Genomic DNA, 15453 nt, shown 5'->3' with positions numbered 1-15453 from the left:
AGCGTCAGCCTTCCGAAAGCGCGCGCCGGACCGCCTTGGATAAGGCTTCGGCGCGGAAAGGCTTGCTCAGCAGCGGCGCACCCGGCGCGATCCGCTTGATCGCATCGGTTTCGCTATAGCCTGACACGAACAGGATTTTCTGGTCCGGTTGCTGGGCGAGGATTTCGCGCGCTACGTCGGCGCCCGACATTTCGGGCATGACGAAATCGAGCACCACGAGATCCGGCCTGGCGCGTGCGTATTCCGTAAGCCCGGAGCGTCCGTCCGCGCATTCGCGAACCCTGTAATCCTCATCCTCAAGCGCTTCGGCGATGAAGCCGCGCACGTCCGTATCGTCGTCGATCACGAGCACCGATGCGGTCTTGGCCTGCGCGTCGTCGGTATCGCGCTCCTCGTCGCTCGCGATCGCCGGCGCCGCGTCCTTGGCCGAACGGAAAAAGAGTTTGACCGCCGTCCCTTCGCCGGGCGTGCTTTCGATCCGCGCGGTGCCGCCCGACTGGCGCGCCATGCCGTAGACCATCGACAGGCCCAGCCCGGTGCCCTTGCCCACTTCCTTGGTGGTGAAGAACGGCTCGAACGCTCGGGTCACCACTTCCGCCGGCATACCCGTGCCCGTGTCGCTGATGCACAATTCGATATAGTCGCCGTCTTCCAGCTCCGGATCGCCGCTGACCTGGCAGGCGCGGCTTTCGAAACTCAGCGTGCCGCCGGCCGGCATGGCGTCGCGGGCGTTGATGGCCAGGTTTAGCACCGCGACCTCAAGCTGGGTTGGATCGGCCATGACCGGGATCTGCTCCTTGTCGAGGTCGAAATGCTTAGTGATGCCGGGGCCAAGCACGTTCTTGAGCAGCGGCCGCATGTTCTCGATCAGCGGCGCGACGTGCACCGGGCGCACTTCCAGCCGCTGCACCCGGCTGAACGCAAGCAACTGCCCGGTCAGCCGCGCCCCGCGTTCGGCGGCGGTCAAGGCATTGGTCGCATAACGCTTGAGCTTGGCGTCCTCGACCCGCTTGGCGACCAGGTCGAGCCCGCCGACCACCACCGTCAGCAGATTGTTGAAGTCGTGGGCGATGCCGCCGGTCAACTGGCCCAGCGCTTCCATCTTCTGGCTTTGGCGAAGCTGCTCCTGCGCGCTCCTCAGCTCGGTGATGTCGCGCGCTTCGAACAGCAGGTATTTCACGTCGCCGTCGCGGTCTTCCACCGGCTGCATGGAGACGTCCAAATACGCTGTCGGCACGCCCAGCCGCTCCATGGATACCTGGCTGCTGAACAGGTCGCCGCCAGCAGCGGCCTTCACCGCCCGCTTCAGCAAGGCCCTGTGTTGCGGATACATCTGCAGCGTCGGCGCGTCCCAGATCTTGCCGCCGATTGCATCGTCGAAATTCCCCGCCCGCCAGATCGCGTCCTTCCGGTTCATCTCGACGATCGTGCCATCGGGCGCGAGCAGGACGATCACTTCCAGCACCGTGTCGAAGATCGCCCGGAAGCGCGCCTCGCTTTCGGCCAGCGCCGCGGTCCGTTCCAGCACCTGCCGGCGAAGCTCCAGTTCCGCTTCCTTGGCAAGCGTGATGTCGGTGGCGACGCCGATGAAGCCGACCAGCGTCCCGTCCGGCCCGTGCCGCGGCGAAGACACCGAGCGCAGCCAGCGATATTCGCCGTCGTGCCGCTGGTAGCGCGCTTCCAGCGTGAACGGCTGCCCGGACGCTTCCCCGGCCAGGCTTTCCCCAACCACCCGCTCGACGTCGTCGGGGTGGATCCGCTCCTTCCAGTCGATCGTCCGCGCCTCGTCCGGAGCGCAGTCGGGGCCGCAGACATAGTCGGCATAGGCATCGTTGACGAAGTCGCGGACCCGGTCGATGCGGGTCACCCACATCATCACCGGCGCCGAATTGGCGATCCGCCGGAACCGCGCCTCGCTTTCGCGCAATGCCCGCTCGGCGGTGCGCTGCTCGGTCACGTCCTGCTGGATGACGACGAAGCCGCTCACCGACCCATCGGCGGCCAGCCACGGCATGTAATCGCTTTTCAGCGCGACGCTGCCCCGGGTCGGATGCTCGAATTCGTTGACGAAGAACACCCGCTCCCCGTCCAGCGCGCGGCGATAATTGGGCATCCGCTGGGCCAGCCGCCGCTCGCCGATCAGGTCGACGATCCGCGCGCCCGTCACTTCGCTGCGCGGCAGGTCGAACCAGTCCGCCATCGGCTGGTTGATGAAGGCCAGCCGGAATTCGCGGTCGACGTATCCGATCATCACCGGCAACGCATCGGCCAGCCGCATCAGCCCCGGACCGGTGAACATTTCCGCGGGCAGGTCGACCGGCAGCGCCAGCGCCGCCTCGGCGCCCGCCTGCGCTCCGTCCCCCGTCTCCACGCTCGTCGCCATCGCGCCAGCTTGCGCCAGCCGCCCGGGCGGAGCAAGCGCCCAGCCTCAACGCCCGGTCAAATGCCTCCCTGGCCTGCGCGCGATAAAACTTTCCTATTAGGATTTCGCGTGATCCATACTCGGCGATGACGATCATATCCGAACCGCAGCCCGGCATCCCCGCCTTCGCCGCCCTCGCCGCCGATCCCGAGATCGCGCCGCTGCTCGAGTTCGATCCCGCACCGCGCAAGGTCGACCGGCCGGACGGCTGGACCCCGGAGCTTCAGCGCGAGCTCATCGCCCGAATCGCCGCGACCGGTTCGCCGGGCGAGGCCTGCAAGGCGATCGACAAGAACCTGTCGGGCGCCAAGCACCTGTATCGGTCGCACGGCGCCGGCAGCTTTCGCCAGGCCTGGAAAGCGGCAATCGCACTCGCCGCCTCGCGCAAGCGCGCCGAACGAGCGGCCGCCCCGCGCGGCTTCGTCGACGTTCCGGGCACGCTGAGCCGCGGCAAGGGCGGCGCGGCGGTGCTGATGCCGCTCCCCGGCCAGGTGCTGAACGAGAAAGGCGAGTGGGAGGACGAGGCCTCGATGCAGCAACGCATGGAGGATGCGCGCGAAAGCATCACCGGCAAGCTGCTGCGCGCGCGCCGGCTCTACCTCAAGGAAATCAGCACCCACCCCGCCCGCCGCGCGGCGTTCGAAATCCTCACCGACATCCCCGTCGATTGGGAGAAAGCGGAGCGGTTGGATCCGCAGCCCGACGAGCCCTGGCATCGCGCCAACATGCGCCAGCCCGACATGGTGCTGATGGCGCAGGCCGGTTGGATCGACGAGCTTACCACCGCCCGCGGCAACAAGAAGAAGCGGCAGCTGATGGAGGATATTAACGCCTACCGGGCCGAGCAGGGGCTGGAGGCGGTCGATTGGGATGAGGGAGAGGAGGAATTGCCGTTCGCCCAGCGGCCTTTGCCGTTGTGAGCGATCCGTCCGAACCGGGCAGCCAGCAACTCACCTTCCCGTTCGTCCCGAGCGACGTCGAGGGGCGCGAAGACCAGCCCACCGCACCCAGTACCCGCACCTTTACCCTCAACAGCGAAGAAGGCCACCAGGCCCTCTGCACGCCGAGGGAGCGTCCGTGGATCCCGAACGGCGCTCTGCCTAGGTCGCCGAGAGGTAGGGATTTGCCGGTGGTGGTGGAGGTGCAGCCGGCCCGGTTACCAACCCGCAAACGTTGACCCGGATCGCTGATCGGCTAGCCTGTAGCTGCTCGGGTAAGGGGGTTTTGTGACGACAAAGGCAGATTTGAAGGATTGGATCGTAGACGCACTGCGCGATCTTGGCGGCCAAGGACGCATCTGGGAAATGAGTAAGCACATCTGGGAGCATCACGAGAAAGAGCTTCTCGCCGCGGGCCCGCTTTTCTACACGTGGCAATATGACATGCGTTGGGCAGGGCAGAAGCTGCAGAAGGAAAGAAAGCTCTCGAAGGCGGGCAAAAACTATACGTGGTTCCTGACCCCCTGAGTGCTAACTGATCGTGGCTGACCGGCTGACGAGGGCTCAGCGGTCGCGGCTCATGGGCAGGGTCGGGCAATTCAACACACCGCCCGAGCTCACAGTCCGTCGGATAGCTCACTCGATGGGTTACCGCTTTCGACTACACCGAAAGGATCTCCCAGGCCGCCCCGACATCGTGTTTCCTAAGCTTAGAAAAGCGGTGTTCGTACATGGATGCTTTTGGCATCGCCATGCGGGGTGCCGAAAAGCCACGACGCCGAAATCCAATGAAGCGTACTGGCAGCAAAAGTTTACAGATAACGTGGAGCGCGATAACAAAGCTGTCGCCGAATTGTCGCGTCTGGGGTGGGAAACAATGATCGTCTGGGAATGCGAAACCCGCGACATTGATACGCTTCGAGATGCCATTTCGACGTTTCTGAAGCGCTGATGTCCCTCAATCCGCCACAGGTCGTCGACCTCTTCTGTGGTGTTGGCGCGCTGAGCCACGGGCTGAAGCTCGCGGGTTGTGAGATCGTTGCGGGCTACGATGTCGACGAGCGCTGCAAGTACGCGTTCGAGACCAATAACGGCGGCACCTTCTATCACCGAGACGTTTCTCAGCTGAACGCAGGCAATATTTCGGCGCACTTCAGCAGTAAAGGTCCGTCCGTTCTGGCTGGATGCGCTCCTTGCCAGCCATTCTCCACGTATAAGCAGCGCTATGATGAAGACCCCCAGTGGGGGTTGGTGCGTAAATTCGCGGAGCTTGCAGTCGAGGTTAGGCCTGACTTCGTCACGATGGAGAACGTGCCAGCACTGCTACGGTACAAGGGAGGATACGTCTTCGAGGAATTCAAGTCGCTCCTTGAGGAAGTTGGTTATAAGGTCACTCACACCGTCGCTGAGTGCGAGAGGTTCGGCGTTCCTCAGCGACGCCGTAGATTGGTGGTGCTCGCATCACGACTAGGGCCGGCACCTGAGCTTCGACCTAGCGGCTCCGGCTACTCATCTGTTCGACAGGCCATCGAACAACTGCCTCAGCTCAAGGCAGGCAGCACGTCGGATTCCGACGCACTCCATACCTGCTCCGCGCTCTCCCCGAAAAATATGCGTCGTATCAAAGCGTCACGCCCGGGAGGAACTTGGCGCGATTGGCCGCTTGAGCTTCGCGCTGACTGCCACCGTCGCCATACAGGCAAGACATATCCTGGCGTCTACGCGCGCATGGAATGGGACAAGCCAGCTCCCACGATGACGACGCAATGCTTCGGGTTTGGCAATGGCCGCTTTGGTCATCCCGAGCAGGATCGGGCTATAAGCCTCCGAGAGGCGGCAATCTTGCAGTCGTTCCCGGCAGAATATGTCTTCCTTGATCCGGGTGAAAAGCCCGCGATGAAGGAGGTGGGTCGATGGATCGGTAACGCGGTTCCAGTCGAATTGGCGAAAGCCATTGGCCAGTCGATTATTTTACACGCGGGGAAGGTCGATGGCTGACGAGAGCGGATTTACCTTCGCGATTTCCTTGAGCGTGCTAAATCATCTTGGCAGGAATTTATACCGCAATTTCATCACCGTTTTAAGCGAGGCGATTTCTAACGCTTGGGATGCCGACGCGCGCAACGTCTGGATTGATTTCGATAAAGATGCAGCGTTTCTCACAATCAAAGATGATGGTCTAGGAATGAGCCCTGAGGACTTCCAAAAGAAGTTTCTCAAAATCGGCTATTCGAAAAGAAAGGACGGCGGAAATAAGACAGAGCGTGGTCGTCCGTTCATAGGTGCAAAGGGTATCGGTAAATTAGCGCTATTATCGTGCGCCGAGCGCGTCACGGTGCTGACAAAGCAAGAAGGCGGAAGCTACACCGGCGGCGTCATCGACAACAGCGGACTCGACGAAGCCATCACAGACAACCTCAACCCCGATGAATATCCATTGGAGACGCCGGACACCGACCTGGTCGAAGCCCTGCTGGCTAACCATGAGCGCGGCACAATACTAGCGTTCGAAAATGCTAGGGAGGTACTTAGAACATCTGAAGAACAGATTCGTAAACTGCTTGCTTTGTCATTCCATTTTTCGCTCATTGATCCTGAGTTCAAAATACATGTGAATGGTAAGCCGATCTCTGTTGACGACTTGAAGGGGCTGGCGGAAGCAACGCAATTCGTTTGGAAGATCGGCGAGTATACGGACGACTTTCTAGATCTCTGCGGAAACGTGTTGAGGTGGACAGTCGCTCCGGAAACGAAGCTGTCTGTGGTCGGCTACCTCGCAACTGTCCGTAAACCCAGTGATCTGAACATACGTGGAGCGGACAACAGAGCTACGGTCGACCTCTTCGTTAATGGAAGACTTCGCGAACGTAATGTACTTCGGCACATTCCCACACAGCGCATTGTTGAAAGCTACCTTTATGGGCAAATTCACTTTGACGCGATGGAAGGGAACGGCGATAGTCCGTTCACGAGTAGTCGGGAAGGAATCGTCGAGACTGATCCGAACTTCTCGGCACTGATCGATTACCTTCGCCGCGAAGCCGTCCCACGCGTCATTGATCAGTGGGACGAATTTCGCATTGCGCGCGGGCAAGAAGGTGACGACGAAAACCCTCGCAAGACGAAGAAACAAAGGCGTGCTTCGGGGCTCGTGTCAGCCGCTGAGGAAGAATTTACGCAAGGCTTGCCTAAGGAGCAGGGCGATGTGGTCGACGGTTGGATCGCTGGCCTACGGCCCGATGCCGAATACAACGTCGAAGCTTATGTCGATTGCTTCCTCTCCGAAAATCTGGTCCGTCAGTACCTTACGGAAACGGGGTCGCCTCTCACGGACGATGTGAAGCCGGTGGTCACTAAGTTCAGAGATCGCGAGACTGCTTCCAAAGAGAAGGCGAACATTAACTTTGACGTTCGTCGCGATGGTGGCGACCTGACGTATCTTGGGATGCACGAACTTTCTATCTGTGCGGAAGGTGCGCCTTCAAAAGATGGAAAGATTAACCCGATGGTGCAGGCTGCGATTGCGTTCAAGCCTACGAGGGACGCGGTCGGCCACACTGGAGTGCTGACGGAAGCTGCGAAGAAACATTTGAACGTCACCTTTGAAAACATAAAGGGACGCGTCAGGAATTTGCTCGGGTCAATGACCACGAAGGAAACATCCTCAAGATGAGTAAAGCGATGGGTGGCGGAGGCGCCAGCCTTCGTCGCCCATCCGCAACGCAGCAATAAACGCCTCCTGCGGGATGCTCACACTCCCATACTCCCGCATCCGCGCTTGCTTTGGCAAAGCGCCCCCGGCGCTTCGCGTCGCTCGCGTCCCCTCGGCCAAAACGCGCATCAACCCTCATCGCCCATGCGAAGGGCGGCGATAAATGCTTCCTGGGGGATGCTGACACTACCGTATTCGCGCATGCGCTTCTTGCCTTCCCGCTGCTTGTCGAGCAGCTTGCGTTTGCGGCTGGCGTCGCCGCCGTAGCATTTGGCGGTGACGTCCTTGCGCAGGGCGGCGATGGTTTCGCGGGCGATGACCTTGCCGCCGATCGCGGCCTGGATTGGGATTTTGAACAGGTGCCTTGGGATCAAATCCTTCAGGCGCTCGCACATGCCGCGGCCGCGGGCTTCGGCGTTGCCGCGGTGAACGATCATGCTCAGCGCGTCGACCGGCTCGGCATTGACCAGGATGCTCATCTTGACCAGGTCGCCTTCGCGGTGGCCGACCTGGTGATAGTCGAATGAGGCGTAGCCGCGGCTGATCGATTTCAGGCGGTCGTAGAAGTCGAAGACGACTTCGTTGAGCGGCAGCTCATAAGTGAGCTGCGCGCGCTGGTGGGCGCCGGTACCGACGTAGGTCAAATTCTTCTGGATGCCGCGGCGGTCCTGGCACAGCTTCAGGATCGCGCCGAGATATTCGTCGGGCATGTAAATGGTCGCCTCGATCCACGGCTCGTCGACCGCTTCGATCGTGCTTGGGTCGGGCCAGTCGGCGGGGTTGTGGATCTCGAGCGTTTCGCCGGTGCGCATCCGCACTTCGTAAATGACCGAGGGCGCGGTGGTAATGAGGTCGAGGTCGTATTCGCGGATCAGCCGCTCCTGGATGATCTCCAGGTGCAGCAGGCCGAGGAAGCCGCAGCGGAAGCCGAAGCCGAGCGCGGCGCTGGTTTCCATCTCGAAGCTGAACGAGGCGTCGTTGAGCCGCAGCTTGTACATGCTCTCGCGCAGCTTTTCGAAGTCGTTGGCGTCGACCGGGAACAGGCCGCAGAAGACCACCGGCTGCACTTCCTTGAAGCCGGGGAGCGGCGCCGCGGTTGGCTTCCGTGCGTCGGTGATGGTGTCGCCGACCCGGGTTTCCGCGACTTCCTTTATCTGCGCGGTGATGAAGCCGATTTCGCCCGCGCCAAGCTCGGGCAGGTCGGTGCGCTTGGGCGTGAAGCAGCCGACTCGGTCGACCAGGTGGGTGGTGCCGGTGGCCATGAACTTGATCTGCTGGCCCTTGCGCAGGGACCCGTCGATGACCCGGACGAGGATGACGACGCCAAGGTAGGGGTCGTACCAGCTGTCGACCAGCATCGCCTTCAGCGGAGCCTGCGCGTCGCCGGTGGGCGGCGGGATGCGCGCGACGATCGCGTCCAGCACTTCGTCGATGCCGATTCCGGTCTTGGCGCTGGCAAGCACCGCGCCGGACGCGTCGAGCCCGATGATCTCCTCGATCTCCTGCCGCACCCCTTCCGGATCCGCGGACGGCAAATCGACTTTGTTGATCACCGGCACGATCTCATGGTCATGCTCGATCGACTGATAAACATTCGCCAGCGTCTGCGCTTCGACGCCCTGGGCGGCGTCGACGACGAGTAGCGCGCCTTCGCAGGCGGCGAGGCTGCGCGAGACTTCATAGGCGAAGTCGACGTGGCCCGGCGTGTCCATCAGGTTGAGCTCGTGGCCCTTCCATTGCAGCCGCACCGTCTGCGCCTTGATGGTGATTCCGCGCTCGCGCTCGATGTCCATATTGTCGAGCACCTGGGCGCTCATTTCGCGCTCGGTGAGGCCGCCGGTGCGCTGGATCAGCCGGTCGGCGAGCGTGCTCTTCCCGTGATCGATATGCGCGATGATGGAAAAATTGCGGATTTTCGAAGTGTCGGTCATTGGCCGCGCCGCTAGCAGAGGGGAAGGCGCAGCGCGAGTGGCGCGGTCAGCGGCGCGACAAACTCCCCACCGGCAGGTCGATCGCCGCCCACAGGCCAAGCAGGATGAAGCCGATCATCGTCGGGCTGAGCAGGGAAATCTCTCCATGCGCGGCTTGCGGCGGGTCGAGGCGCGACAGCAGCACAAAGGCCAGCAGGACCGCGACGCAAGCCGAAGCTTTGAACACGAAGTCGCTCCGCGCCCGAGCGCGAATCGCGCGAAGCCTGGCGTCGGCTTCGACCTGCAGCATGGTCGCGGCAACGAACCGCTCGTCCGCGGGCCCGCCGGGAAGCTTCAGCAGGGCGCCGATCCTGGCGTCGATATCATCCGTCATCGCCGGTTCCTCCAAGGTTGGCCGCAAGTTTCGACCGCGCGCGAGCGACGATCGATTTCAGCGTGCCAAGCGGGACGTCAAGGATACGCGCCGCCTCGCTGTGCGAATAGCCCTCCCCCAGGCAAAGCAAGGCGGCCGCGCGCTCATCGGCCGTCAGCCCGCCCAGCGCACGACCGATGTCCAGCCCAACGGTTGGGTCGGCCGCGCCGCTGCCGCCGTCGGCCAACTCCATCCCTTGCTCCTGCCGGGTCGCCCGGACCCTGGACAGGAACTGCCGCCAGGCAATCTTGAGGAGCCATCCTTCATAGCTTCCCATGCCCTGGAACGCCGCCGCCTTGCGCCAGGCGATCAGAAACACCTCCTGCGCCAGGTCGTCGGCGCCCTCGCCGCGGGACAGCCGCATGAGGAACGCGCGCACCCGGCGCTCGTACCGGCGCACGAGCACGGTAAAGGCAGCCGAATCGCCACGCGCGGCGCGATTCGCCAATGCGTGATCGCCGTCGTCGGTCGCTGTCCCTCCCCCGCGGTTCAGTGGCGCAGCCCGCTGATTTCCCTGGCGCAGCGTGTTGCAGCTTTCGCGCCCAGTCCAGTGACCTGCACCTGCTGGATCGACATCATCTCCTGGCCGGCCGGAAGATAGCGGATCACCCTCTCGCCGGCGTCGTCCTTGACCCTGAAGACGTTCTCGACGCTCGAATCCCCGGGCTTGCCGGCTTCGCGGGCGACGATGATCATACCCTTGCGGATGCCGGCGGCATAAGCGCGGCCAGCGGGATCGACGTCGGTCACCGGGTCGCCGATCCCCTTCACGGTGAAGCCGCGATCATATTTGGGAATGCTGGCCGTCCTGACCGCCAGGCACTTGCCGAAGACGTCTGCCGGAAGCGTGACCTCCTCTCCGCGGACGAGATACCTGTCGATCGTCGGTTGGAGATCGACCCCCGTCATCGCGCGCGCCTTGGCAACCAGCCGGGTCGGCCCATCCCCCTTGCCGCGCTTTGCATCCCAATCCTTTTTCACCTGCAGCATGATGTCGGAAAGCCGGACCTTGCCCTTGCTTGCGCGGGTGAGCCGATAATCGAGAAGCGCGGCAACCATTGCGCTTCGGTTCTCGCTAAGTTGCTTGGCGTCCCGGTTGCCGGCCCACGCGGCCTCGACCTGTGCCGAGGGCGCGAGCTTCATCGGCGAACCGGCATAGCTTTTCAGCATCGCGTTCCACTGGGCCGCAAAATCCGCGGGCGAATAAGAGCCGGCGCGAAGGTTAAGGATCGGCGAAAAATATTGGGTGAACCCTTCCCTGAACCAGCGCGGCCCACCGCCGAAACGCCGCCCGATCCAGGTGTGCAGATATTCGTGCGCGAGCGTGTTGCGCAGCTCCGGCAGGTCCGGGTCCGGTCCGAGATAAAGCGCGAACGCGTCGCCCAGGCCGGTGCCCGCCTGCCCTTTGTAATCCGGCAGGGTGGTCAGCGTGACCAGATATTCCGACCCCGAATCATGCCACAGGGCGTTCGCAGCATCGCCAATCCGGCCGATCAAAGCGCCAAGGAATTCGGGCTTGAGCGCGCTGTCGTCGCGCATCGCCAGCCGCAGTCGCCCCGCCCCGACCTTATGGTCTTTCACGATGATGTCGGAGCCGCCGTAGAGCGTGCTGATCGGATAGGGCGTCGATGGGTCGCCGACCTTGTGGTCGAGATCCGAAACCACCGTCCACCCGATCGGGATCGGGCCCCATTGGAAGCGGTATTCCGGCTCCCTCTCGTCGATCTGAAAGAAGGTTTCCGCGCCAAGGACCGAGAAATAGGTCGGCTTGAGGAGGTTCTTGAAAGCACCGTCGGGCGCGGGGACGATATCGTACCGGATCGTGATCGGCGCTGAGGGTGCATGCCGAAGCACGCGCTCACCGCCCTTGCCGCTGATCGTCGCGTTTTCGACCGCGATCGCCGACCAGCTTGGCGGGCCCGCCGCTTCCGGGTCGCTTTCCGCGATCAAAAGCTTCGTCTCGCCATCCGCGTCGCCGATAATCCGGGTTTCGAGGTGAAGTGATTGCAGCCGGTTCCCGACCACCCGCGGCGTGAGCACAATGCTCACCACGTCGGCGCTGGCCGGCGCCGCCTGCGCCGAGGCCTTGGCGACAACGCCGGATAGCGCGGTGCCGGCAAGACAGGCGGCGGCAAGCAACAAGATGCGGGTGCGCGCCGGGGCGCCCAAATGTTGGGTCATGATGATTCCTTTGCGGGCAGCGCGGTGCGCCGCCGGTCCGTCACTGCTGGCCGGATCGCCGGGCGAGGTAGGCGAAGCGCGCAAGCAGCGCCGCGCCGACGAAGATGGGAAACAGCGCAATGCCGGCGATTTCGCGGAAATCCTCGGCGTTGCCGACGATCATGGCGTAGCCGAACAGCGCGGCGCCAAGCGCGACCAGGATCAGCCCGGTGCGGTCGTCGGCATTCCCCGACGGCTGTTGCTCATCGATCTTGTCGAGCAGCCCGGCGGTCAGCCCGCTATTGCTGCGGATCGCTTCGCGGATCGTCTTTTGCAGGGCGTTGGTGCGCATCACCCGCGCAACATGCCCCAGGATCATGACCACTGCCGTCGCAAAGGCGATGGCAATCAACACATCTTCATTCATCTCGGCCTCCTCGTCTCAAACCCAAGACGCGGCCGGCCGCCCGATTGGATGAGGACGCCGAAATTTTTTTGCCGTCGCCCGGCTGTGACGCTCAGCCGAGGGCGCGGACGATCCCGTAAACGCTGGTGATCGTGACCAGCGCGCCGACGAAAGTCAGCAACGTATCGGCCTTGATCCGCTTGGCGATCAGCGCCCCGAACGGCGCGGCGACGACGCCGCCGATCAACAGCCCCACGGTCGGCCCGGTCAGAACCTGCCACCCAAGCGTCGCGATGAAGGTCGCGCTGATGGTCAGCGTCAGGAAGAATTCGGCGGTGTTGACGGTGCCGATGGTCTTGCGCGGGTTGCCGCCCTGGACCAGTAGGTTGGACGTGACGACCGCGCCCCAGCCGCCGCCGCCGGCCGCATCGAGGAAGCCGCCGACCAGCCCGAGCGGCGCAACGATTTTGGGCGGCCGCTCCGTATGCCGGTGCATGATCCCGCGGTAGAAGAGGAATAGGCCAAGCATCGCGAGGTAGGCGAGCACGATCGGCTTGGCCGTGGCCGTCGGGATTTGGGTCAGGATGTAGGCGCCCAGGATCCCGCCGATGATGCCGGGGACCACCAGGCGGGCGAACAGCCGCCAATCGACGTTGCGATGGGCGATGTGGCTGACCGCCGAAACACCGGTGGTGAAAGTCTCCGCGGTATGGACCCCGGCCGAGGCGAGCCTTGGCGGAACCCCCATGCTGATCAGGAGCGTGCTCGAAATCTGCCCGTAAGCCATGCCGAGCGCGCCATCGACCATTTGCGCGGCAAAGCCGATGGCGATGAACGGGAGAAGGGCGGCCGGATCGGCCAGGAGGGCGTCCATCGTATCTCCGTTCGTCGACAGCCAGCCCCTTGGTCAACAAGCAGAGCCCGCGCAAGCGGCGCGTTCGGTCGAACTTTCGCCTGGCCGCTCGTCGAAAACCGATGGTCGAAATTGCCGAGCCATATTCTGTTGCCCGCACGCTTGGGGAGGTGGAAGATGCGATCGAAGTGCTTGCGGGTCTGGGTGGCCATTGTCGGCTCCATCGCCGTCGGTTTCGGAACGGCGGCCGCGGCGGCACAACCCCTTGAGCGGCTGGAGGCCAAGAGCAATGTCATCGACATTCGCGAAGGCGACGAGCTGTTCAAGCAAAGCTGGACCCTGAGCAAGGAGGTCAACCCGGATATCAAGAAGGTCAACCTGGCCAAGGGTCAGCGGCAGCAAATCTGTTTCATTTCCCAGTCGAACAGCCTGTGCCGAACCGTCGGTGTCGGTGAAACGTCGGACTTTATCATCACCTACGACGGGTACGACTATCCGACCCGGGTCGAGGGTGTGTACGTCCCGCCCGCTGCCAGGTTCGACGCCAAGTACCGGTCCGCACACCGTGGCAAGGTGACCACGCTCATTCCCGAAGTCTACGAGCTGGTGAACGTGGCAATCGCGCTAACCCCGTTCGCGCAGGAGCCTGACCGCTATCTCGTCGTCATGGACACGCCCTATTTTACGGCGCTGAAGCGCCACTTCGCGGGCGTCGCCGGCCACCCGTTCGTCAAATGGCTGGACGCCGAGATGCGCCGGGACATGGGCCTCTATTTCAACCACAAGATGGACGGCTACTCTTTCGTTTACGATCGCAACGGGCGCATTGTCCGAAGCCCCATCTACGATCGCACGGCGTTCCCGGGGGCCAGCGGAAACAGCCTGTTGCCGATGCTCGCGCAGATGCGGGATTTTTCGGCGAAGTCGAAGTTCCGCCAATTCTATGCGGCACACCGTCCGCTGTACCGCCAGCAGGTGCAGGCGATTGAGCAGGACATGGACATCGACGGAATGGTCGCCTGGCTGAAACGCGAGTTTCCACGGGTGAAGCCTTACGACCACATCAAGATCGTCTTTTCGCCTTTGGTCTATGGCAGCCAGTCGGTGACGTGGATGGAAAGCAACGGCTTCAAGGAGCTACAGCCGCACGTCAACTTTCCCTACGCGCATCATTACAAGCTGCCGATGACCGACAAGGCGATCGCGCTGATGCGCGGGGACCTGCTGTTCACGGAGATCAATCACGGATTCATCAATCCCACGGCCGACGGATATCCGGCGGAGATCGACGCCGCGCTTGGCGAACGCAAGAATTGGGTTCGGGAAGGCCAGACGACCAAAGGCTATCCCAATAATTATTCGGTTTTCAACGAGATGATGAACTGGGGCCTGGTCAATCTTTACTACGTCGACCGCGCGCCTGCGGCCGATCTCGATGCACTGATCGCGCAGAACAATCGGCACCAAAGCAAGGGGCGCGGCTTCATCCGCTTTCCAGAGTTCAGCGATTTCCTCGTCAAGCTTTACCGGGAGCGGCCTGCGGGGACGACGGTGGCCGACCTTTATCCCCAGATCATCGCCTGGTTCGCGGCAAACCGTGGGACGAACAACAATCCGACGTCGGCTGAGGCGGAGCAAGCGACGCCCGTCGCAAGCCGGGGTTCGGCCTTATGACCCAATCACCAGCAGTGCGCGCGGGCGGATGCGATACTCGAGCGGCGCTGGCAGTTGCACTGTCTCGCCATCGACCGCGACCGTCAGGTGCGACCGGCGGCTGTCGACCTTGATGGTCTTGACGTGATCTAGGCGGATCATGTCGTCGCGGCGGCGAAGGCCGACAAGCGCCCGAAGCGAGGCGGCGGCAAGGCCGAGCCGACCTTTCTTGCGCAGGACCATCACGCACAATTCGCCGTCGCTCAGGCTTTCGCGCTTGCCCGCGGCCGGCAGGGAAATGCCGTAATCGTTATTGCCGACGAACAGCAGCGAGGTGTCGATCGTCGCCGTCTGGCTGTCGTTGACGGTCAGGCGCAGCCGCTGGTGGCGGAAGCGGATCAACGTTCGGATTGACGCGACCAGCAACGCCAGCCGCTTCGACCGGCCAAGCCGCTTTTGCTGCACTTCACGATCGGCCACCATCAGCGGGTAAAGGCCAAGCGCGCTGTTGTTGATGAACACCCGGCCGTTCAGCTCGGCAACGTCGACCTTTTGCGTGCGGCCGGCAGCGATGATCTTGCAGGCTTCGGCAATGTCGAAGGGGATGCCAAGGTCGCGGGCGAAATGGTTGAGGGTGCCGAGCGGCAACACGCCAAGCACGGTACCGCTGCCGGCGATCGCGCCGGCCGCGGCACTGATGGTTCCGTCGCCACCGCCGGCGATGACCAGCGGCACTTTCCCGGCCACCGCTTCGGCCGCGCGTTCGGCACACTTGGCGCCGTCGAGCAACTCGACCTCGCCATCAATGCCCGCTTCGGCGAGCGCCGCGCGGACCTTGTCGGCGACGTCATCGCCGCCGGCACTGCCGCCGCCCTGATTGATGAGGATAACCGCCGATGCGGCCCCAGGGCTGTCGTTCAGAAATCTTCCTTCCGCTGGCGGCCTGACGCGCCAGCATAGGAACAA

Annotated in this window: 14 protein-coding genes; 6 read left to right on the top strand and 8 right to left on the bottom strand. The window is 62.9% G+C overall.

From position 1 onward, the window contains the following. Window positions 1–4 precede the first annotated feature (4 nt). Window positions 5–2383 carry a PAS domain S-box protein gene (locus G7078_RS02900; protein WP_166092814.1) on the bottom strand — a complete coding sequence of 793 codons (2379 nt, stop codon included), beginning with the start codon at window positions 2381–2383 and terminating at the stop codon, window positions 5–7. 125 nt (window positions 2384–2508) lie between these two features. Here G7078_RS02900 and G7078_RS02895 point away from each other — a divergent pair, with 125 nt between their 5' ends. From G7078_RS02895 to G7078_RS02875, 5 genes are all read left to right on the top strand, one after another. Continuing rightward, window positions 2509–3342 (top strand): hypothetical protein, encoded by an 834-nt coding sequence (locus G7078_RS02895; protein WP_166092812.1) that lies wholly within the window; start codon window positions 2509–2511, stop codon window positions 3340–3342. 306 nt (window positions 3343–3648) lie between these two features. After that, window positions 3649–3888: a hypothetical protein gene (locus tag G7078_RS02890; protein ID WP_166092809.1), complete on the top strand. Its 240-nt coding sequence runs from the start codon at window positions 3649–3651 to the stop codon at window positions 3886–3888. 13 nt (window positions 3889–3901) lie between these two features. Further along, window positions 3902–4312 carry a very short patch repair endonuclease gene (locus G7078_RS02885; RefSeq protein ID WP_166092807.1) on the top strand — a complete coding sequence of 137 codons (411 nt, stop codon included), beginning with the start codon at window positions 3902–3904 and terminating at the stop codon, window positions 4310–4312. Further along, on the top strand, window positions 4312–5358 hold the full coding sequence (locus G7078_RS02880; RefSeq protein ID WP_166092805.1) for a DNA cytosine methyltransferase: 1047 nt from the start codon (window positions 4312–4314) through the stop codon (window positions 5356–5358). Before G7078_RS02885 ends, G7078_RS02880 begins: the two co-directional genes overlap by 1 nt. Continuing rightward, window positions 5351–7033 carry an ATP-binding protein gene (locus tag G7078_RS02875; protein ID WP_166092803.1) on the top strand — a complete coding sequence of 561 codons (1683 nt, stop codon included), beginning with the start codon at window positions 5351–5353 and terminating at the stop codon, window positions 7031–7033. Before G7078_RS02880 ends, G7078_RS02875 begins: the two co-directional genes overlap by 8 nt. A 167-nt stretch (window positions 7034–7200) precedes the next feature. Here G7078_RS02875 and lepA read toward each other — a convergent pair whose 3' ends face one another. The 6 genes from lepA to G7078_RS02845 all read right to left on the bottom strand — a co-directional run bounded on the left by lepA (window position 7201) and on the right by G7078_RS02845 (window position 12855). Beyond that, entirely contained in the window at window positions 7201–9003 is a 1803-nt protein-coding gene (gene lepA / locus G7078_RS02870; protein ID WP_166092801.1) for a translation elongation factor 4, read from the bottom strand. A gap of 46 nt (window positions 9004–9049) precedes the next feature. Next, the gene (locus G7078_RS02865; protein WP_166092799.1) at window positions 9050–9376 is read right to left on the bottom strand and encodes a hypothetical protein; all 327 of its coding nucleotides are present in this window, start codon (window positions 9374–9376) and stop codon (window positions 9050–9052) included. After that, on the bottom strand, window positions 9366–9863 hold the full coding sequence (locus tag G7078_RS02860; protein WP_166092797.1) for an RNA polymerase sigma factor: 498 nt from the start codon (window positions 9861–9863) through the stop codon (window positions 9366–9368). The genes G7078_RS02865 and G7078_RS02860 overlap by 11 nt, the downstream gene beginning before the upstream one ends. A 41-nt stretch (window positions 9864–9904) precedes the next feature. Further along, a complete protein-coding gene (locus G7078_RS02855) occupies window positions 9905–11596 on the bottom strand; it encodes a M61 family metallopeptidase (RefSeq protein ID WP_166092794.1) in 1692 nt (563 codons plus the stop codon). A gap of 40 nt (window positions 11597–11636) precedes the next feature. Then, window positions 11637–12002 carry a DUF6249 domain-containing protein gene (locus tag G7078_RS02850; RefSeq protein WP_166092792.1) on the bottom strand — a complete coding sequence of 122 codons (366 nt, stop codon included), beginning with the start codon at window positions 12000–12002 and terminating at the stop codon, window positions 11637–11639. Between the two features lie 91 nt (window positions 12003–12093). Next, window positions 12094–12855: a sulfite exporter TauE/SafE family protein gene (locus tag G7078_RS02845; RefSeq protein WP_166092790.1), complete on the bottom strand. Its 762-nt coding sequence runs from the start codon at window positions 12853–12855 to the stop codon at window positions 12094–12096. 156 nt (window positions 12856–13011) lie between these two features. On the opposite strand from G7078_RS02845, the gene G7078_RS02840 reads away from it, so the two are divergent. Beyond that, on the top strand, window positions 13012–14508 hold the full coding sequence (locus tag G7078_RS02840) for a DUF4932 domain-containing protein (protein ID WP_166092787.1): 1497 nt from the start codon (window positions 13012–13014) through the stop codon (window positions 14506–14508). Here the strand turns inward: G7078_RS02840 and G7078_RS02835 are convergent. Beyond that, entirely contained in the window at window positions 14503–15453 is a 951-nt protein-coding gene (locus G7078_RS02835; RefSeq protein ID WP_166092784.1) for a diacylglycerol/lipid kinase family protein, read from the bottom strand. The genes G7078_RS02840 and G7078_RS02835 overlap by 6 nt on opposite strands.

This window comes from Sphingomonas sinipercae, assembly GCF_011302055.1.
Taxonomy (GTDB): domain Bacteria; phylum Pseudomonadota; class Alphaproteobacteria; order Sphingomonadales; family Sphingomonadaceae; genus Sphingomicrobium; species Sphingomicrobium sinipercae.
This window is presented reverse-complemented; position numbering and strand designations above follow the sequence as displayed.